At 57.3% G+C, this 19697-nt stretch carries 16 protein-coding genes; 6 read left to right on the forward strand and 10 right to left on the reverse strand.

What is annotated here, in order from left to right; genetic code table 11:
* Positions 1-51: 51 nt before the first annotated feature.
* From ACR0C9_RS00395 to speD, 8 genes are all read right to left on the reverse strand, one after another.
* Complete coding sequence (locus tag ACR0C9_RS00395; RefSeq protein ID WP_480780128.1) at positions 52-1041, reverse strand: HupE/UreJ family protein; 990 nt, start codon at positions 1039-1041, stop codon at positions 52-54.
* A complete protein-coding gene (locus tag ACR0C9_RS00400; RefSeq protein ID WP_480780129.1) occupies positions 1038-1868 on the reverse strand; it encodes a peptidyl-prolyl cis-trans isomerase in 831 nt (276 codons plus the stop codon). The genes ACR0C9_RS00395 and ACR0C9_RS00400 overlap by 4 nt, the downstream gene beginning before the upstream one ends.
* Before the next feature lie 159 nt (positions 1869-2027).
* Positions 2028-3950, reverse strand: coding sequence for a DUF3604 domain-containing protein (locus ACR0C9_RS00405; RefSeq protein WP_480780130.1), 1923 nt, complete (start codon positions 3948-3950; stop codon positions 2028-2030).
* 254 nt (positions 3951-4204) lie between these two features.
* A complete protein-coding gene (locus ACR0C9_RS00410) occupies positions 4205-5275 on the reverse strand; it encodes a hypothetical protein (protein ID WP_480707696.1) in 1071 nt (356 codons plus the stop codon).
* 314 nt (positions 5276-5589) lie between these two features.
* On the reverse strand, positions 5590-7140 hold the full coding sequence (locus tag ACR0C9_RS00415) for a polyamine aminopropyltransferase (protein WP_480780131.1): 1551 nt from the start codon (positions 7138-7140) through the stop codon (positions 5590-5592).
* Between the two features lie 77 nt (positions 7141-7217).
* On the reverse strand, positions 7218-7805 hold the full coding sequence (locus ACR0C9_RS00420; RefSeq protein ID WP_170452882.1) for a hypothetical protein: 588 nt from the start codon (positions 7803-7805) through the stop codon (positions 7218-7220).
* A gap of 30 nt (positions 7806-7835) precedes the next feature.
* Positions 7836-9128 carry a GNAT family N-acetyltransferase gene (locus tag ACR0C9_RS00425; RefSeq protein ID WP_480780132.1) on the reverse strand — a complete coding sequence of 431 codons (1293 nt, stop codon included), beginning with the start codon at positions 9126-9128 and terminating at the stop codon, positions 7836-7838.
* A gap of 7 nt (positions 9129-9135) precedes the next feature.
* Positions 9136-9525 carry an adenosylmethionine decarboxylase gene (gene speD / locus ACR0C9_RS00430; RefSeq protein ID WP_480780133.1) on the reverse strand — a complete coding sequence of 130 codons (390 nt, stop codon included), beginning with the start codon at positions 9523-9525 and terminating at the stop codon, positions 9136-9138.
* Between the two features lie 409 nt (positions 9526-9934).
* On the opposite strand from speD, the gene xylB reads away from it, so the two are divergent.
* The 3 genes from xylB to ACR0C9_RS00445 are packed head-to-tail and all read left to right on the forward strand — an operon-like array spanning position 9935 to position 13639.
* On the forward strand, positions 9935-11392 hold the full coding sequence (gene xylB / locus ACR0C9_RS00435; protein WP_480780134.1) for a xylulokinase: 1458 nt from the start codon (positions 9935-9937) through the stop codon (positions 11390-11392).
* Positions 11389-12348 (forward strand): aldose epimerase family protein, encoded by a 960-nt coding sequence (locus tag ACR0C9_RS00440; protein ID WP_170622773.1) that lies wholly within the window; start codon positions 11389-11391, stop codon positions 12346-12348. The genes xylB and ACR0C9_RS00440 overlap by 4 nt, the downstream gene beginning before the upstream one ends.
* Positions 12338-13639 carry a cytochrome-c peroxidase gene (locus tag ACR0C9_RS00445; RefSeq protein ID WP_480780135.1) on the forward strand — a complete coding sequence of 434 codons (1302 nt, stop codon included), beginning with the start codon at positions 12338-12340 and terminating at the stop codon, positions 13637-13639. The genes ACR0C9_RS00440 and ACR0C9_RS00445 overlap by 11 nt, the downstream gene beginning before the upstream one ends.
* On the opposite strand, the gene ACR0C9_RS00450 is transcribed toward ACR0C9_RS00445, so the two are convergent.
* Both ACR0C9_RS00450 and ACR0C9_RS00455 read right to left on the reverse strand, forming a co-directional pair.
* Complete coding sequence (locus tag ACR0C9_RS00450; RefSeq protein ID WP_480780136.1) at positions 13640-15151, reverse strand: CRTAC1 family protein; 1512 nt, start codon at positions 15149-15151, stop codon at positions 13640-13642.
* Positions 15141-16358 carry an ROK family transcriptional regulator gene (locus ACR0C9_RS00455; RefSeq protein WP_170452846.1) on the reverse strand — a complete coding sequence of 406 codons (1218 nt, stop codon included), beginning with the start codon at positions 16356-16358 and terminating at the stop codon, positions 15141-15143. Before ACR0C9_RS00455 ends, ACR0C9_RS00450 begins: the two co-directional genes overlap by 11 nt.
* A 151-nt stretch (positions 16359-16509) precedes the next feature.
* Between ACR0C9_RS00455 and xylF the strand changes: the two genes are divergently transcribed.
* From xylF to ACR0C9_RS00470, 3 genes are read left to right on the forward strand one after another with little or no spacing between them, the layout of a single operon-like run.
* Positions 16510-17529 carry a D-xylose ABC transporter substrate-binding protein gene (xylF, locus tag ACR0C9_RS00460; RefSeq protein ID WP_480780137.1) on the forward strand — a complete coding sequence of 340 codons (1020 nt, stop codon included), beginning with the start codon at positions 16510-16512 and terminating at the stop codon, positions 17527-17529.
* Positions 17530-17589: 60 nt separating this feature from the next.
* Positions 17590-18888 carry a sugar ABC transporter permease gene (locus tag ACR0C9_RS00465; RefSeq protein WP_480780138.1) on the forward strand — a complete coding sequence of 433 codons (1299 nt, stop codon included), beginning with the start codon at positions 17590-17592 and terminating at the stop codon, positions 18886-18888.
* Positions 18888-19691, forward strand: coding sequence for an ATP-binding cassette domain-containing protein (locus ACR0C9_RS00470; RefSeq protein ID WP_480780139.1), 804 nt, complete (start codon positions 18888-18890; stop codon positions 19689-19691). Before ACR0C9_RS00465 ends, ACR0C9_RS00470 begins: the two co-directional genes overlap by 1 nt.
* Positions 19692-19697: the final 6 nt, after the last annotated feature.

Below are 19697 nucleotides of genomic sequence, written 5' to 3' on the forward strand. Positions count from 1 at the left end.
TGCGCGTTCACATACTGCGGCACTCTCTGGAAGAGCAACGCCGCGGATCAGTTAAAACCCGCTGGTTCGTTCAATGAGCCAATACATCGACACCGAGCCGATACAATAGGCGGCAATCACTGTTGCCCTCTGGCCAACCGGGCGCGCGATCAGCCGCCAGACAGCAACCATAAGAGCCAGAGCGCCGACGAAACTCAGCTGACCGGCTTCAACACCCAGGTTGAACGCAAACAACGCCGCAGGAATATCGTTCGCGGGCAGCCCAATGTCGGCCAAAGCCCCTGCAAAACCCAGCCCATGCAAAAGCCCGAACCCGAAACAGACAATCCAGGGCTTTTGGTTCGAAAGCCGGAATCCACCTTCGCTGCCTTTTACGATCTCCATAGCCAGAAAGACGATAGACAGCGCGATAACGGCTTCAACCGGAGGGCCGGGAATGCTCAGCACGCCAAAAGTCGCCAGCGCCAAAGTTATGGAATGCGCAAGGGTGAAAGCTGTCACGGCGCCGACCAACCGCCAAGGATCGCGAACCAGAATGAACAGCGCCAAGACAAACAGCAGGTGATCCCAGCCTTCCAGAATATGTTCAAATCCCAACTGGAAATATGCCACGAACACAGACCACGTCGTTTGATCGGAGGGAATTCCCTGAACGGGCGCATCAGGGGTTAGTCGAAGCGTCACAGGTTCGGATACCGTCGGGTGCAAACGTACCAATACGTCATTCAACTGCCTTTCCAGACCCTCAATGGCGATGAATTCACCTGCCATGCCCTTGGGGCATTCCGTGATCCAGGATGAAACCCAGGCCCGGCTGTCGAAGACGGGACCTGGCCCACGGGCCGGAACACAGGTTTCCGGCAATACGGGCTCGATCGCCATCGGTTGACCATTCACATCGGGTTTTCGCCAATGAACAGCCCAGGTGTCCGGCGCGATCTGCCGCATTTCCAAGTATCCCGGGTCAAGGGCATGGGCTGTGACGTTGCCACCCAGCCATGACAGCGACATCGCAAACAATAGGCAGATCAGGGGTCTCATTTCGCCAAGCCTGAAAGATCGGGGGTTACAATCTCGTAGCTGGCGGCAAGCGTCTCGTATTGCGCCCGGGCCATGTCTTCGCTTGTGGCGCGACGCCAGTCCCGAAGCACCGCATCGCGAATGTCGGCCAGCGGCGGTGTCTGGCTCGGTTCAACGGCAATCACCTGCACAAGATGCGTCCCGTAACCGGATTGGACAGGCCCCGTCCAGCGGCCTGTTTCGGCCTGTAGTAGCCCCGTGGAAAACCCTGTCCCAAAGACCGAGTCGATGACCTTTGTCGCGGTCAACGGCATCGAAGCGGGCAGCAGCGTTGAGGTCCCGAAAGCCGAGATGTCGTCGGTCTCAGGCAGCGTGGCCAAAGCAGTTTCAATTTCTGCCTCGCTTGGCCTTTCCCCCAGAAAGACGTGCGTGAAGGCAACCTTGTCAGGCGTTGCATAGCGGCCCGGGTTTTGGTCGACAAATGCCTGTAAATCTTCATCTTTCGGAACAACCGACATGGCGATTGCTTCGGTCAGGAAATCCATCTTTTGGCTTAACCGAGACCTGATCACGGTATCTCCGCGATCCAGCCCCAGTTTCCTTGCCTCCCTGACCAGAACCTCTTCGCGGATGGATGCATCGACCAAAGACTGAAGCTCAGTATCGTTTGGTGGGCGTTTCCATCTGGCTTTGAACCGAGAGGACAAAGCCGCGACATCTTCTTCGTCGATTGCAATCGTCTCGGTGGTTTCCGCCGTCTGGTCCTCTGGCGCAACAATATGGAACCAACCGAAAATGGCCGCTCCAATCAGGAAGAAGTGGAACAGAGGTTCTTTCAGTATTCGCATGAAGGCTCCTCGTAAAACGTGATCTGGTTCTACGTCTCGATGCTGGCATCAGAGGGTTGGATTTTGCAAGGTGATGGACGGCTGTCGATTCAGGGGCTGGCCGTGCCCACCGAGGTCGCGATCACGACCTCGGTTCGCAGATCTGCACTACGCAGCGGATCACTCGGCCGGCGTATACCAAATCGGGGACGAATACGCGCGTTCCTGATGCGTGAGCACTGCATCCTCGGGAAGTTCGGAGCCGAACCTTAGCTTGTCGTACAGCACCCAACGCGGGGTCGGGATTTCGATCGCCCGCACGTAGTAGAAGGCCCGCGCGTTCGGGTCGAAATCAGGGTCAGACCAGACCGTGACCAGTTCGGCGGTTCCGATTGTATTGGTCCAGCTGGCGGTATCCACATCCACCGTGTTCCCCACCGCGGGGATCTTGCCGCTATCATCTGCAACACGGTTGTCTGACCACGCAACATCATAGACCTTTTCCTGCAAGGCACCTTCGGCATCAAGCCAGCCTTTAATGACTTGCACACGATCCAGATTTGCCCCGATCGGGTCGCGCAAAGCGGCGATCAGGAAGGATGGCGCGCCGTCCCCTTCGCGGGGGCGCAGGTCCGACCCCATCGGAACACCTTTGGTATAGCCAACATCTGCCAGAAAGCGGGTTTCGACATCAGCGTCACTGAAATCCCACCCACCAAAGAACCGCAGACCGATCCGGGGCCCCGTGGTCGCGTAGGTTTCACGCCGCTTGAATGCGTCAAAAATCGCAGCACGTGTATTTTCGGTCGCCCAAACAGCCGTATAGCCGGATGCGACAAGCAGATCACCGGGAATCTCACCCAGATCATTGGCAATAAACGGGTGCTTGATACGCGAGGCCGAGGGCTCAACGCTGACGGATTTGCCAAAGAAGTTGTCTTCTTCGGCTGTGGCAAGAGAGGTATGGCTGTCCGTCGCACCGCCCATGCCAAATTTATAGGGGTTAACGCCGAATTTCTCCTCCAGCATCAAACCGCGTTTCAGTGCCTCACGGGCGTATTCTCCGGCCAACATGTCATCGGTTTTCAATTCGGTTATGTCGAGGTTGCCGACGTCCCAGTTTTCGTAATCCGCAAATTCGTCATCCGGGCTCAGGAAGGGGTGGGCTTCGCCGTCACCTTTGATCTGCGTAACCTCATAGTGAGGTTCCCATTTGGCGCGGGCTGCGACGTATTCCTCGTCAACCTTGCCGCCGTGATACGTATCCTCGGTCGGGAACATCCATCCGTTCGACAGGTTGCCGTTATGCGCAAAGGCAACTGCGCGGCCCCCGGTTTTTTCCTGATACTCCTCAAGCCAGGCATAGAGCGATTTGGGGTCCGTATCGCCGTAAGGGGGCTGCGTGACCGGGGGAACCATTTGCAAGGCCCGGATCGGGCCGTCACGCAGCATGACGTTCCGGTGCAGATTGAAACCCTTGGGAACCGAGGTCCATTCGAACCCGATGAAGGCGGTAAAGTTGCCAGGGTCATTATGCCGCTCGGCCGCCAGAACGATATGTTCCCAAGTAAACGCAAAAGCGTCTGCGCCGGGGCTGTAGGATTCCAGAAGAATTTCCGGCAAAGTCATTTGCGAGAAATTGGTGATAATATCGAAGGCCGTTTTCCCGGCCTCTTCCCCGCCAGCTTTATAGCCTTCGTACCACTCTAGCCCTTTTGGATCAGCAATAACGCCGGGTTTTCCGGCTTGAAGGTCCGGCGCAAACCCCATCAGGTCTGTGTGATCCGTAAGAACCATCCAATCCAGAGGTCGTGCCAATCTGACAGCTTGACCTGTCGACGAAATGACCTGCTCGCCCTTTGCGAAACGCCAGGCTTCATCTGGTAGCAGAGTGTTCCCAAAGGCTCCGGCGTCCAGCGAAAGCCCGGTGTGAAGATGGGTGTCCCCCCAAAGCGGACGTTCAGGGAACGAGCGTTCGGCATATGGGGAATACGGCTGATCCTGAAATAAACCTTCTGCCGCCTGTTCGCTGGGCACGGCGTCAGAAAGAACACTTGCCGGTGCCAACATCAAAGCGACAAAACAAACGGATAACCGAAGCATTGGGACCTCCCACATCGAAAAAACCTGCGAAGAAGTAGAATTTTCGCAATCTGTTTATATTCGATTTTGTTTATATCATGGTGTTTTGGTTTCTGTGAGGTTTTTCTTTCCGGTGTGCTTGAAGCCTTCCAGAACGCTGGTCTGAGCAATGCAGGCGTGTTCCTTCGTGCGCCAAGTGCTGACTACTTGGTCGGCTCTGGCACCAAAGCCTGAGCGTAGACGTGCAGCACCGGCGAGGCATGAACAGACCCAAATCAATCTGCCGGTAAATCAGCTTCCAAAACCATATTGAGAACAAACTGCGTTGCGAGGTCCGTTTCTTCCAAAGCGGCTAAAGCTTCAAACTGTTGATGCAGCGCAGTTTCACCCCAATTTCGCGTTGCGACAGCGATTTGAACCAAAAGCTCGGGGTCATTTTCCAGAGCAGCAGAAAAAATCTGAACGATTTTTGGCTTGTACTCTGATTGTAGGGTGCCCGCTTCGGCCAAAGCCCGGATCAACGCCTTTTTGTGTTCTTTTGTCTTGCCAGGATCTTGAAGGGCCGCGCCAATGGCGCTGATCGCAATCGCTTGGTCCGCTTCTATTCCAGCAAGAGCCCACTCGAAAGAATTCAGCCCCCCCGATTCCAGCGAACGAACATATCGCGCGCGCACAAACGAGCGCGCCTGGGGATCGGATTGCAACCCGAGCAAACGAATGGCGGCGGATCTGTATGCGAAGCGGTTTATGTCGCTGAATTCCTGTAGAATTAAGCTTGCGGGAACTCTGTCGCTCAACGGGCGCACAAGCGCGTAGGGCGCGCGGCCGATTTCAACCAGAGCCATGTTGTGCAACACATGATCCGAGTGCCCCAAATACCGGGCAAAGAACAAAACCCTGTCGGGATTATCCGTTTCTCCGTAGGCCCAAAGCCGACCGAAGGTACGAAGGTCTTCCAGAAAGTCGTGTCTTTCGGGGGTCAGAATAAACAAACGCCTCCAATGCCGCGAAAAACTGCGACCGGTAGTATCCTTGTAGGTCGGTCCATAGGTCAGCAAAACGGTTCGCGTGGGATCCGAGCGGAACGACCGCCGTGTAACGCTGTCGATCAAAAAAGGAATGTCCGGTGCGGATTTAAGCTTTTCGTTATCCCCTTTGAGAACTTTTTGCGCCTCGAACTTGAAAGGATTGTCTGATGCCGGACCCGCCAGCACGATGACTTCCGCGGATAGAATTTGATCAGCCAAAGATGCATCCGGCAACTCAATACACACTGCGCAGGCGTATGATGCACGCGGTGTGGCCAGCCCAAGGACGCATGTCACGACTGCAAGAAATCTTCCCATTGCTGGCCCCTCGGAACTGATCGCCTAGGTTGGCGGCGTCACCAATAGCGTTAAGGTAGCAAATATATTCAGTGATCGGAATATCGATGAATTCGCCGGGCAATGTTTCGCGATTTGGGTTTGCTCTGCTAAGCGGGCGTAAGACAGCCATTGTACCGGATGGTTACACGTCACGGCCCAACGAAACTGAACCCATTCGGTCCGCGTATCCATAAGAGTGCGACCATCAAATTTTACAGGTAATTCGGTCCAGAACATTCAGTTCTGAAACGACCCCCGCAAAAGCGGGCCCTCCGCCCGGCGTCACGAAGGGATCAATACCCCGAAACGTCGCGCGAATATTCGTGATAAATGGCCGGATCAAAGATGGAATTGACCGCCAGTTCGCGCTTGGGAAGAAGGTCCTCGGAAAACACCCGCGCGGCGGCAAAAACATCGGGCGTGACAAAGCGCAGACCGTCCGGAAGCTGGCCCAGCGTCGAGTTCGGGTCATTGGCGGCAAGGTTGTATCCCCAGACGCCAAAGGACGGGATCGACATCTGGTACGTCACGACCTGCGGGAAAATCTCGGACAAGGTTCTGGAAATCGTCCAGTAGGTATGAGGCGAAAAGAAAGGTGAGCTGCTTTGGGTCACCAGCACGCCGTCTTCGGTCAGGATGCTTTGGACCATGGCGTAGAATTCGACCGAATAGAGCTTTGACAGCGCCTCGTTATGGGGATCGGGGAAATCGATTATGATCCGGTCATAGGTCTGGTCGGTGGATTTGACATAGTTGAACGCGTCGGTGTTGTGCACGTGCAGGGCCGACGCCTCCATGCTGTTTTCGTTCAGGCGCGCGATGGGGGCCAGATTGCGCCCCAGATCGGTCATCGCCGGGTCGAGATCCACCAGATCGATGCGCGATACGGTTGGGTATTTCAGGATCTCACGCACGGCAAGCCCGTCGCCTCCGCCCAGAACCAGCACGGATTTGGGGGCGGTCTCACCCCAGGACAGGGCAGGATGGACCAGGGCTTCGTGATAGCGATACTCATCCGTTTCGGCGAATTGCAGATGGCCGTCGATATAAAGGCGGACATCGTTTTTCTGCCAGGTGTTGGTGACCACCAGCGACTGATATTGCGACTGCTTGCGCCAGACGATGCGGTCAAAATACAGGTGATCCTGCGCGAACGCTGTGATCCGTCCGGCCAGCAGGGTCAGCGCGAACAGCAGGACAATGGTCCCGATGGCGCAGCCCAGCATCCGTTTGGGCGTGTCCAGTTGATCGCGCAGGCACAGCACGCTTAACAACGCGACCATGGCATTGGTCAGGCCAATGGCAAACGAGGACGAGATCAGCCCAAGCGACGGCAGCAGCAGGATCGGAAACAGAACCGACCCGCACAGCGCGCCGACATAGTCCAGCGAAAGCACGTCGGCGATGGATTCCCGCGTCGTGCTGCTTTCGGACAGGACACGCATCAGCAGCGGAATCTCCAGCCCGACCAGAAACCCGATGGATGAGATAAAGGTGAACATGCCGACCGTGTAAAACCACGGCGCATATGGAAAGAGCATGAACAGCGACACGCTGCAAAGGCCGCCGATCAGGGCCAGGATCAGTTCGACCCAGATAAAGGTCTGGATCAGGTTGCCGTGGAAAAAGCGCGAGACATACGACCCGACCCCCATGGCAAACATGAAAAAGCCGATGGTCAGCGAAAACTGATAGACCGAGTTGCCCAGCAGGTAGCTGGACACCGTCCCAATGATCAGTTCGTAGACGATGCCGCACAGGGCAACAACAAGGATCGCGCCAAGCAGAACCATCGCCTGCCGGCGCGGCAGGTCGGTGTAACGCGGTGTCAGTGTGTCGGTCATAGTGAAATCCGGAAAACTGGAAAGCCCGGCGCGATCAGCGCGCCGGGCCAAAGTTGGGGTTCGGGTAGGCGCGGCGCTTATTTACCGGCGCGCAAACCACCGGCGCGGGCGCTGCGCGGGGCCGAATAGCTGGTGCGCGGTGTCACGCTGCGATTGTTGAAGCTGGACGCGCTGATCCCGGCCGAACGCTGACGGCTGATCAGGTTGCCAATCAGCGCACCCGCCAGAAAGCCAGCGCCCGAGAAACGCAGGCCCGCGGACTCACCGGCGGTGTCGGTGGCGATCAGACGGTTGTTGGCCTCGTCGATCTCGATGGTGAAAACCTCACCCTCGTCCGAGTCGCGAATACCGTTGCTGTTCGGATCCGCATAGCCCGAGAATTTGGCGTCGGACAGAATCTCCAGACCCAGCGGTTTGTCATAAAAGCGCGGTTCCGAGTTCATGACCTGCGTCAGATATATTGTGAATTCATCCACTTGCTCGTCCGAGGCTTCGGCGATGCTGTTGGCTGTCAGGTATTCCTGATACTGATTGATCGCAAATTCGGTCCGGTCCAGAACCTGCCCAAGATCGGCGGTTTGTTCGGATTTGGGGGCCAGGAACATCGTGTAGCCGACGAAGCCGAGAAAGCCCAAAATGGCAATCAGTTTTAGTTTTCCAAACATGAAATCTCCTATCGAGTTTAGTCAGTGTTTTCAGGTTTCACCCAGGGGGCAGGACCACCACACCTGGTGCAGGTCCTTGCCGTAGAACTCATTCAGTTCGCCGCATTTCGTCATCCCATGCGCCTGCAATTCATCCGCGTGGGCATCGGACAGGTCAGAGGGGACAGCCAGAACCGCCATGCGGTATTTCTGCGTGCGCGCAAGCGATAGCTGCTGATCCAGCCCGGCCAGCCCGGTCCCGGCTTCACGCCAGCGCAGACCCGCGATATCATCGGTTTCGGCAGCTTTATGCAGGTCAATGACAGACAGGCCCGTGGTCGAGGCCAGAGGCGCGGGCGGCAGGTCGGGCGCATCGGGATTGTCCAGCCCATAGACGATCTTCGCCTCTTTGGGGCTGTGATATCTGGGCACAGTCAGCTCGACCGAAGCGCCGAACTCTTCATACAGTTTGTGTGCGGCGGCATAGATCTTTTTGCCGAACTCTTCATAGTCGCTGGTTTCGATGAAAATCTTGCGGATGTGCAGCTGCGCCAGCTTGCCCAACAAGTCGTTCAGCATCTGCCCGCCCAGACCTTTGCCGGTATGGGCCTGATCCAGATAGGTCCAGGACAGCCACGCGACATCGGGCACGTCTTCGTCGACGCTGTAGCCGATCAGCCCCAGCACGTTGCCCCGATCCAGCAACACAAACATGTTGTCGGTGCCTTCGTTGACAAACGTGCCTTCAGCCTCAAGCGCGTCATCCTCGTCGGTCTGGGCGATGATTTGAACGGCAGGTGAAACATGCCGCCATTCCATAGGTTTGAGCGTCGGACCTTTCGAGCCGAACAGGGCGTTAAACACGGCAAGACCTCCTCCGATCAACGCGGATACAATATGGGTGAAAACCGCGATCTGAGACCGCAGATACAGAAACTCGGCCGTCAGCAGTCCGCAGATCAGCGCCAGCGCCCAGACACGCTGCGCTGCCGGGCGCGATGCAACCACGCCATAGGCGACGAGGGCGTAGGAAACGCTCGACAACCCAACAAATCCCGGCCCGGCCAGTGCGAACTCTGCCACCGTTCCGGCAAGCGTGCTCAGAACCGCCAGACCTGCGGTTGCGATGCTGCCTAACCGGGGTTCGGTCAGGGAACCGCCCACAAGGATCATCAGGCAATTGAGCGTCAGATGGTTCAGATCCCCATGCCGGATCACGAACACCAGATGGTCGGGCAAGCTCAGGACCGGCCCCGAATAGCGCACCGGACCGAACAGCAAGTAGACGCAGATCGCGCACAGGATAAGAGAGATCGTGACCGGGCATCTGCGCAGTTCTTTCATTCGCCCTTCAGCAACCCGCCACCGCCAGCCGCGGTACGGTTTGGCCGATCAGACCGCGCTGGATAGACTGCACTTCGACGCGTTGCGGGCGGAAAAAGGACTTCAGCACATCCAGGCTGCGCTGCGGCTCGGCGTCGCCGCACATGAAGATGTCGATGGCGGCATAGCCATGCTCGGGCCAGGTGTGGACCGAGATATGGGACTCGGCCAGCAACGCCACGCCGGTAAAGCCGGCACGCTGTCCGAAATCATGGGTCTCGACGCTGAGAACTTGGGCCTTGGCAGCCAGTGCCGCGCGCGTCAAAGCGTCTTGAGCCGGGGTAGGATCATAAAGCGCAGTTGAATCGAAAAAATCCGCTATAAGATGTATGCCTAATGGCGAAGTAGCAGGGTCCATTAATAGCAATAGCCTCAAATCACGTAATATGAGGGCACCATTAGTTCATTGATCTAATTAGTCAATCTGATCGCGACGTTAAGCTTTTTTGACGGAAGTGCTGTGGCGGAAATGCACAACCAAAGGGAGATTTTGGTTTGCCCCAACTCACACTTAACTGAAACCGGAAGGCCGGTTTAAATTACAAAATGGCGGCTCAATTTGTGAATGCAGCATGACCATACTGAAAACAGTCTGTTCTCGTCCGCGTCACAGCAATTGAAACTGCGACTTTCCGTTGGACACATGAGAGGTGTTCGCCGATAGCGGCTTTTTCAGGATGGGAAAGTCGTATCTTTCGAGGCACCTTGACAAGATTTCTGCTACAATTAATTTTACCAACTAAAATAATAATGTGGGATAATGCCGAATGTACCTTGGGTTGGATTTGGGAACGTCCGGTCTCAGAGGGATTCTGGTGGATGACGCCGGTCTCGTCTTATGTGCCGCCGAAGTCAGCATTTCGACCGCAACGCCCAAACCCGGGTGGTCCGAGCAGACTCCGTCAGATTGGGTCGATGCGTGCAAAAAGGTTGTCACCGAACTCCGCGCGCGTGATGCACAGGCGTTTTCCGAACTGCGTGGAATTGGCCTGAGCGGACATATGCACGGCGCGACACTTCTGGATGCGGACGGTCGCGTGTTGCGGCCCTGTATCCTCTGGAATGACACGCGTTCAGCCGAAGAGGCGGCAGTGCTGGATCAGGCACAGGACATGCGCGCGATCTCGGGTAACATTGTCTTCCCGGGTTTTACAGCGCCAAAGCTGGAGTGGGTGCGTTCGCACGAGCCCGATGTGTTTGCGAAGACAGCCAAGGTTTTGCTTCCGAAAGACTATTTGCGGTATTGGCTGACGGGCGAATACATTTCGGACGTGTCAGACAGTGCCGGAACATCCTGGTTGGATGTTGGAACCCGGCGGTGGTCGGAAACAGCGCTTGCATTGGGTCATATGCGCGCCGATCAGATGCCTCGATTGGTTGAAGGCAGCGATCCGGGCGGCGCGTTGAAGGCTGCATTGCGACAGGAATGGGGGCTTTCCGGCGATGTGATCGTGGCCGGAGGGGCAGGTGACAACGCGGCTGCGGCTTGTGGCATTGGCAGCATTCGGGACGGCACGGGGTTTGTCTCGCTGGGAACGTCGGGCGTTTTGCTTGTTGCGCGGGATGGTTACGCCCCTGCGCCGGAAACGGCAGTGCATTGCTTTTGTCACGCCGTACCTGACAAGTGGATGCAAATGGGCGTCATCCTGTCTGCCACGAACAGCATGAACTGGTTGTCGCGGAACCTGGGCCAGCCTGTTGAAAAACTGGTTGCGGCCTTGCCTCGCGCGGTGTCGGGCCCGTCGTCGGTTACGTTCCTGCCCTATTTGTCGGGCGAACGGACACCGCATAACGATAGCCACATCAGGGGCGCGTTCTTGGGCGTGGATGTCGCCTCGGAGCCCGTTGATCTGACGCAATCCGTCGTGGAAGGCGTTGCCTTTGCGATGAGGGATTGCCTTGAGGCCCTGAAACGCACGGGGACAAGACCAAGCAGTCTGATGGCAGTGGGCGGAGGCGCGCGATCCCGGTTCTGGTTGGAGACATTGGCCACCGTCTTGCAAGTGCCGCTGGACCTGCCCAGGGGCAGCGAGTTCGGTGCCGCAATGGGGGCCGCGCGCCTTGCCATCTGCGCCGTCAACAGCGCCGCGCCAGCCGAGGTTATGACGCCGCCTGAAATCGAGGATCGTATCGATCCGCGCAGCGACCTGATCGACATGTATGAACGTGAATACGGGCGATACCGGCAATTCTACAAGGCGTTGGCGCCGTTGGCTGCAAGATGACACCTGATGCGGGAACGCGCTCTCGGATCGAAACGGCCATGTTGTCGGATGGTGACATGCGGGTCACGGTTCTGAACTACGGGGCGATCACGCAAGGGTGGTGGTACAAGGACACGTCACTTGTGCTTGGGTTCGATGACCCTGCCGCGTATTTCTCGGATACAAGTTTCATGGGCGCAATCATTGGGCGCGTCGCGAACCGGATCGGCGGTGCCCGGTTTGAATTGGCGGGTCGCAGTTACGACCTGAGCGCCAATGAAGGCAGCAATACTCTTCACGGTGGCGCACAGGGACTGTCCCGGCAGTTCTGGGCCCTTGCGCAGACGGCACCAAACGAGGCTGTGCTGAGCCATCAGTCACGTGATGGGGAAGGCGGGTTCCCCGGCGATGTCAGGTTCGAGGTCCGCGTCACCCTGCGGTTTCCGCGATTGATCTATACAATCACGGCACATCCTGACCTTCCGACGCCCATCAGTGTCACGCAACACAACTACTACACTTTAGGTGGCTTCAAAGGCGTTGCCGCACATCGATTGGAACTTGCTTCAAGCCGATATCTGGAAATCGATGAGCAGGGAGTTCCTACTGGTCGACTGTGTTCGACCGTTGGCAGCGAACTGGATTTTTCGGCACCAAGTCCGATCAGACAGGCGTCAAAGGGGATCGACCATTATTTCTGCTTCGATCAGGATCGTGACCCGAACGCGCCGGTGGCTGTATTTACCGCGCCGTCCGCCCTGACGCTGACAGCCTATTCCGACCAGCCCGGTGCGCAGGTCTATTCAGGTGCCAATCTGGCAAAGCCGCCATATGCATCGCCCGGTCTGTGCATCGAACCTTCGGGATACCCAAACGCCCTGAACATCCCGTCCTTTCCTTCGATTATCCATACGCCCGAAAGCCCGTACCGCCAGGTGCTTACCCTTGAGATCTCAGAGGGTCGTGATGAAGGTTAGGTGGCTCTTTCCGGTTCTTTGCGTATTGATCTCAAGCGCAGGCAGCACAAGTGCCCAGAACCTTGGTGATCGGCCCGAATTCCTCGAGCCTGATTTAAACAGCGTCGAACTGGGGCAGCTGCTTTTCTACGACCCGATTTTGTCCGGCAACAAGAACATCAGCTGCGCAACCTGTCACCATCCCGATCTTGGTACATCAGACGGCCTGTCCCTTGGCACCGGGGAAGGGGGGCTTGGTCTGGGTCCCGAACGCAGGCTGGATCCCGAGAACACGCCTGAGCAACGTATTCCCAGAAACTCACCGGGGCTTTGGAACCTCGGCGCGACGGAGTTTACAACGTTTTTCCACGATGGGCGGCTTGAGGCGGACCCCACGCAACCGAACGGGATCAGAACGCCGCTGGGCACGCATATGCGGCCCGGCTTTCAATCCGCCTTGGCGGCGCAAGCCATGTTCCCGGTGCTTTCGCCAGATGAAATGGCGGGTCATTACTCGGAAAATGATGTCAGCAAGGCGGTTCGACTGGGTCTTTTGACCCAGCAAGACGGCGCGTGGGATTTGATAGCCGCCCGTGTTGCGGCCATTCCGGAATACCGGCAGAGGTTTGGCGACATCGCCCCGGATGCCGAGATTACGTTTACTGCCATTGCCAACGCGATTGCAGATTTCATCGCGTTCGAGTGGCGCGCGGATAACAGCCCCTTTGACCGTGCGATGAGAGGCGAAGGTGAATTGCCGGAAGACGCCGAAATCGGCATGGGCCTGTTCTATGGCAAGGCCGGGTGCAGTACCTGCCATTCAGGTTGGTTCCAGACAGATCACGGCTTCCATTCGATTGCAGTGCCGCAGATCGGGCCGGGAAAATCCGCGCGGTTTGAAAGTCATGTGCGCGATGATGGGCGTTTTCGCGTCACAGGTAACCCGGAAGATGCATTTGCGTTTCGCACGCCATCGCTGCGCAACGTGACATTGACCGCGCCCTACGGACATAACGGTGCCTTCGCCCGGCTCGAGGATATGGTGCGCCACCATTTGGACCCGGTTGCATCTTTGCAGAACTACACGATTGAAATGGCCCTGTTGCCGGAATTCCCCGGTGCTGATGATCAGAGCCCGCTATTGGATCGGCAACACATAGGCGAGATCGCGGAAAGCAACAGCCTGCCGCCGCAATCTCTGACAGATCAGGAGATCGACGCTCTTCTCAGTTTTCTGGCAAGTCTTGAAGACCCGGCAAAGCGGTTGGGGGTGCCCTCTCAAGTTCCAAGTGGCCTGCCAGTGGATCAATGATCAACGGGAAATCCGGACGATTTGGTTGGCGCTGACCCTCTGCCATTCGCCCGTTTTTCCGTCTGGCCAAATGACTCGAACTTGCGCGTCGCTTTCATTGCCCAGACCAAAATGATGGAACCCTGCGATGCCCCCTGCATGACCGCCACCAATCGTTATTTCGCGGGTTTGAACCCCTGCCGGAGTTTTTATTTCGACAAATCCACCAACTGCAAAGCGGTTGGATATATCCTGAGAAACGCCAAGCAACAGCCAGTAGCCAGCGCGCGAAATGTTCTGGCTGACTTCCAGTTCCGAGCCTCGATTGACGACCACCAGATCAAGCCGCCCGTCATTGTTCAGATCGGCAACTGCCGCACCGCGGGACTTTGCCATTGAAGCAACGCCCGCCTCAGCCGAGGTCTCAGCGAATTGCCCATGGGGTGTCTGCACAAGCAGGTTGTTGGGATCGTTCAAAGCGGCATCCGGCATTTGTTCTACATTGCCCTTGGCAACGAAAATGTCGTCGCGGCCGTCGTTGTTGACGTCGCCAAACTGCGCGTGCCACCCGGTCGACGGCCTGCCATCATCGCCGACATGAGGTCTGTGGGCCGTCGTTCCCTTGTCATAAGTGGCATCGCGCCACGTTGGGCCTTGGGCGGTTGGGTCAAACACCTGCAGCTTCTGATCGCCCATGGAGGTCAGGTAAACCTCGGGAAAGCCGTCCCCCGTCAGATCGCGCGAGGCGATCCCCATGCCCCAGATCGAATAGGGCATCCAGCCGTCCTCGGGCGTGTACAGGCGGGGCACCGGTTCCATGGCCCAAAGCTGCTCTTGCCCGTTGCGCACATAATAGTGGCGGTCATTGCTGACACGAAGATCCGCACGCCCCGTTCGTGCCCAATCCGAGAACAGTATGGACAGGGAACAATAGCCGGGTTCAAGATGTTGCGGTTGCCCGTAGCTGTGCCCTTCGGGTCGATAGAGCAGGGTCGGCCCGCAGGCCTCGAACGGACCGTCCGGATCGGATCGATCAACATAGGTTCCAAAGGCCAAAGTGGGCAAGTCTTGCCCGTCTTCCCAAGTGGCCGAGAAGCCGGTGGTCCAGTGGTCGGCGGACAGAAAACCAAGGTTGTCAAAGGGCTTGAACTGGCAATCTGGCAGGCCTTGCAAAAGCAGGTCTGCGCCAACGCGCAGAATTGCCAGATCCATCAAGCCGTCGCTGTCAACGTCCAAGGGATAAGCACCGGAAACCCCGGTCAGCGACAACTGATCGGGTGTTTCGGCCCGAAAGGAAATCGTGTCGCCTGAGGTATTCTTGAACATTTGGGATCGATTTGATCCACCTGCAACAAACAACTCGGGCAGCGTGTCACCGTTGCAATCGAAAACCGCGACGCCGCCGCCGACAAAATGCTCCCATCCGCCATCGTAGACATGGGCCGGGACGTCGATGCGCTGGAATTCAGGGGAAGGCACCTCGGCGTAAGCCCCACTGGCCAGAACCAAAAAGACCAGCGGTTCAGGACGCATGGGCCGTAAGCTCCTGCACTTTGAGGATTGAGATTTGTTCGATCCCATAGGCGGCTGCGCCCTTGGCCCACATCAGATCGCCCCAATCGTGGACTTTGAGTTCCGGCAGGGGGGCATCGACACTGACAACGCCGTTTCGGATGCGGTTCATCACCTGGTCTGAGCAGAGATGTTCAAAGCTCATTTGGGTGCCGGACACGATGATACATTCAGGGTCATACAGGTTGATCAGATTTGACACCCCAAGGCCGAACATCTGACCAGCGCGGGCAAGCACCGACGCAGCCCTTTCATCCCCGGAACTGGCGCGATCATAGATGTCGGACACGCTCTCCATCTCACTGTCGTGGCCTGTCACGGTCATTTCGCGTATCAGGGCATAATCCCCGACATAAGCCTCAAGACATCCACGTTGGCCGCATTGGCACAGCGCCCCGTCGAGGTGAACCTTGGTGTGACCGAATTCCGCACCGCAGCCGCGTTCTCCGCGGTAGAGTTTTCCGTCCAGAACAATTCCCAGACCGACACCATGCTCGATCGTCACAACCAGAAAGTTTTTCAGCCCCTTGCCCAGCCCAAACAGCTGTTCGGCTTTGGCGACAAGATTGGCGTCGTTGTCCACAAAGACCGGGCAGGGGATTTCCTTCGACAGCAATAGATTGAAATCAATGTTCCGGTCGGTGATCGAAGACGACCAGTGCACAAAGTTCCGTTTTGCATCGACAAGACCTGCCACGCCAATGGAAACACCGGCCAGATTGTCGAGCGTGCCTCCAATCTGCCTGCAGGTTTCCCGAAGGGCTTTGCACACTGCCTCTACGAATTCCGCCGGTGTCATTCGGGCGTGTTCCAGCGGCTGTTTGTGCGATGTTACTTCGTTGCCTTCAAAGTCGACCAGAATAACTGAAATCACTTGCCGCGCGACTTTCAGACCCGCCACAAGGTGGGATTGCCCGTCCAGTTGCAGCAAAACCCTGGGCCTGCCTCTTTTGCCGGAACCGGGCTGCGCCTCGCCTTCGGTTTCCTTGATCAACCCGGCGGAAATAAGATCGGCTGTTGCTGCGGTGACGGTGGCCGGGCTGGTTTGCAAAGCGGATGCTATATCGATCCGCGAGACGGATCCTTGCGCTCGAATATGCTCCAACACCCGCAGACGGGTTGTGTTTCTTTGCTCCAATGAAACCAGAGAGGCTTTGCTTTTCAGCATCTTATCCTCGCGAATCTTGCCGTTGGCCCAATCTATTTGAAATTGCCGCTTTCTTGTAGAGTAAATATTTTACCGACTGAAATAAATATGGTATTCAAAATTGTGAGAGCCGCGAATCGAGATTCGATGGCTCGGCAAATGGGAGGAAATCATGAAAAGAATTCTCAGCTTCTCGGCTGCGGCCACCTTGTTGGCTTCTGCTGCCTTCGCAGAGCCGGTGGTCGGCGTAAGCTGGTCCAACTTTCAGGAAGAGCGATGGAAGACGGACGAAGCAGCCATCAAATCAGCGCTGGAAGCGGGTGGTGCTGAATACATCTCATCTGATGCGCAGTCGTCATCCGCCAAGCAGCTTTCGGATATTGAAAGCCTGATCGCACAGGGCGTGGACGCGTTGATCATTCTGGCGCAAGACGCGCAGGCCATCGGGCCGGCGGTTCAGGCTGCGGCTGACGAAGGTATCCCGGTGATTGCCTATGACCGTCTGATCGAGGATGACCGGGCCTTTTACCTGACCTTCGACAATGTCGAGGTCGGCCGCATGCAGGCCCGCGCCGTCTTTGATGCCATGCCCAAGGGCAATTACGTGATGATCAAGGGGTCCCCCACCGATCCAAACGCCGATTTCCTGCGGGGCGGTCAGCAAGAGGTCATAGGTGCGGCGGTGGACAGCGGTGACATCGTCATCGTTGGTGAGGCCTATACCGACGGCTGGTTACCTGCGAATGCGCAGCGCAACATGGAACAGATCCTGACGGCCAATGAAAACAACGTGGACGCGGTTGTTGCGTCGAATGACGGCACAGCAGGCGGTGTTGTCGCGGCGCTGACGGCGCAGGGCATGGAGGGTATTCCGGTATCCGGGCAGGACGGCGATCATGCAGCGCTGAACCGGGTTGCACTTGGAACACAGACTGTCTCGGTCTGGAAGGATGCCCGTGAACTGGGCAAAGCCGCCGGTGAAATTGCGGTTGCGCTGAGTAGTGGCACAAGCCCTGCAGACGTGGATGGTGTGGTCAGCTGGACATCGCCGGGCGGCACCGAGATGAACTCGGTCTTCCTTGCTCCGGTCCCGATTACCAAGGATAACCTGTCCGTTGTCGTGGATGCGGGCTGGATTTCGCAGGAAGCGCTGTGTCAGGGCGTCGAAAACGGACCTGCCCCCTGTAACTAAACCACTCAGCCCCTGGCCCTGTTTGGGCCGGGGGTACTTGCTGAAAATGAAAGATCGGAAATGACCGAAACTTCGTCTCAGCCGATACCTGAAAAGGCAAAACCCAGCCTGTTCCAGCAACTGGAACTGGATATGCGGCTTTTGGGCATGATCGGCGCGTTTGTCATCCTGTGCATCGGGTTCAACATCGTCACCGACGGACGGTTCCTGACCCCGCGCAACCTGTTCAACCTGTCCATCCAGACGGTTTCAGTGGCCATCATGGCCTGCGGGATGGTGTTCATCATCGTCACGCGGCATATCGACCTGTCGGTGGGGGCGTTGCTGGCTACAACCTCGGCGGTTATGGCAATGACGCAGACCGAACTGCTGCCGCACATGCTGGGGATGGGTTTGAACAACCCGGCAACCTGGGCGATTACCATAGTGATCGGTCTGTTCGCGGGCACGCTGATCGGTGCATTTCACGGCTGGTTGGTCGGCTATCTCACGATCCCGGCCTTTATTGTCACCCTTGGTGGTTTTCTGGTCTGGCGAAACGTGGCCTGGTACCTGACCAGCGGTCAGACCATTGGCCCGCTGGACAGCACCTTCCTGATGTTCGGCGGCACAAATGGAACCCTGGGCACAACGGTAAGCTGGCTGTTCGGGCTGTTCGCCACCGCAATCGCCATCTGGGCCTTGTGGAGCGGACGGCGCGCAAAATCCGCGCACGGGTTTCCTGTCAAACCCGTCTGGGCTGAAAGCACCCTGGCCGGGATCATCGCTGTCGCGATCCTTGGCTATGTATACGTTGTCAACAGCTACGCCATTCCCACGCGCCGTCTGGAACGCATGTTCGAAGCACGCGGAGAGACGATGCCCGAAGGGTTGGTCGTTGGCTACGGTATCCCGATCTCGGTCCTCATCCTGATCATCGTTGCGGTCACCCTAACAGTTGTGGCCCGAAAAACCCGGTTCGGCCGCTATATCTTTGCCACCGGCGGCAACCCGGACGCGGCAGAGCTTTCAGGTATCAACACACGTCTGCTGACCGTGAAGATTTTTGCGCTGATGGGGTTCCTGTGCGCCGTATCCGCCGTGGTTGCCTCGGCGCGGCTGGCGAACCATTCGAACGACATCGGCACGCTGGATGAACTGAGGGTCATCGCGGCGGCAGTGATCGGCGGGACCGCCTTGTCCGGTGGCATCGGTACCATATACGGCGCGATCCTTGGCGCATTGATCATGCAGGCGCTTCAGTCCGGCATGGCCATGGTTGGCGTTGACGCGCCGTTCCAGAACATCGTGGTCGGCAGCGTTCTTGTGCTGGCCGTCTATATCGACATCGTCTACCGCAAGCGACTGGGGGCAAAGTGATGCAAGCTCAGGACACGCAGAAAACGCCCTCAACATCCGCTCGCGGAACCGGTGCGCCGCCCTTGGTCGAAATGCGCGACATTTCGATTTCCTTCGGGGGGATCAAGGCGGTCGATCATGTATCGGTCGATCTTTACCCCGGCGAAGTCGTTGGCTTGCTTGGCCATAACGGGGCCGGGAAATCGACGCTGATCAAGGTGCTTTCGGGTGCCTATCAAATGGATCATGGCGAGATCCTGATTGATGGCAATCCGGTTGAGATCAACAACCCACGTGATGCGCGGGCGAATAATATCGAGACCATCTACCAGACCCTCGCGCTGGCCGATAATCTGGATGCAACGTCGAACCTGTTTCTGGGGCGCGAGATGGCGACGCCCTTTGGGCTGGTCAACGACGCCGCCATGGAGGCTGAATGCCGCAAGATCATGGCGCAGCTTAACCCGAATTTTCAGAAGTTCAGCGATCCGGTGTCCGCGCTGTCGGGCGGCCAAAGACAGTCTGTGGCGATTGCACGGGCCGTCTATTTCAATGCCCGCATCCTGATCATGGACGAACCCACCGCGGCGCTTGGCCCGCATGAAACGCAGATGGTCGCGGATCTGATCCATCAACTCAAGGCGCAGGGCATCGGGATCTTCCTGATTGATCACGACGTGCACGCGGTCATGGATCTGTGCGACCGCGCCTCGGTGATGAAAAACGGGAAACTGGTGGGAACTGTCGATATCGCAGACGTCACTGATGACGATCTTTTGTCGATGATTATTCTGGGCAAACAGCCCGGTCAGAAGGCGGACTAGGGGGCA

Source organism: Ruegeria sp. C12 (assembly GCF_056537745.1).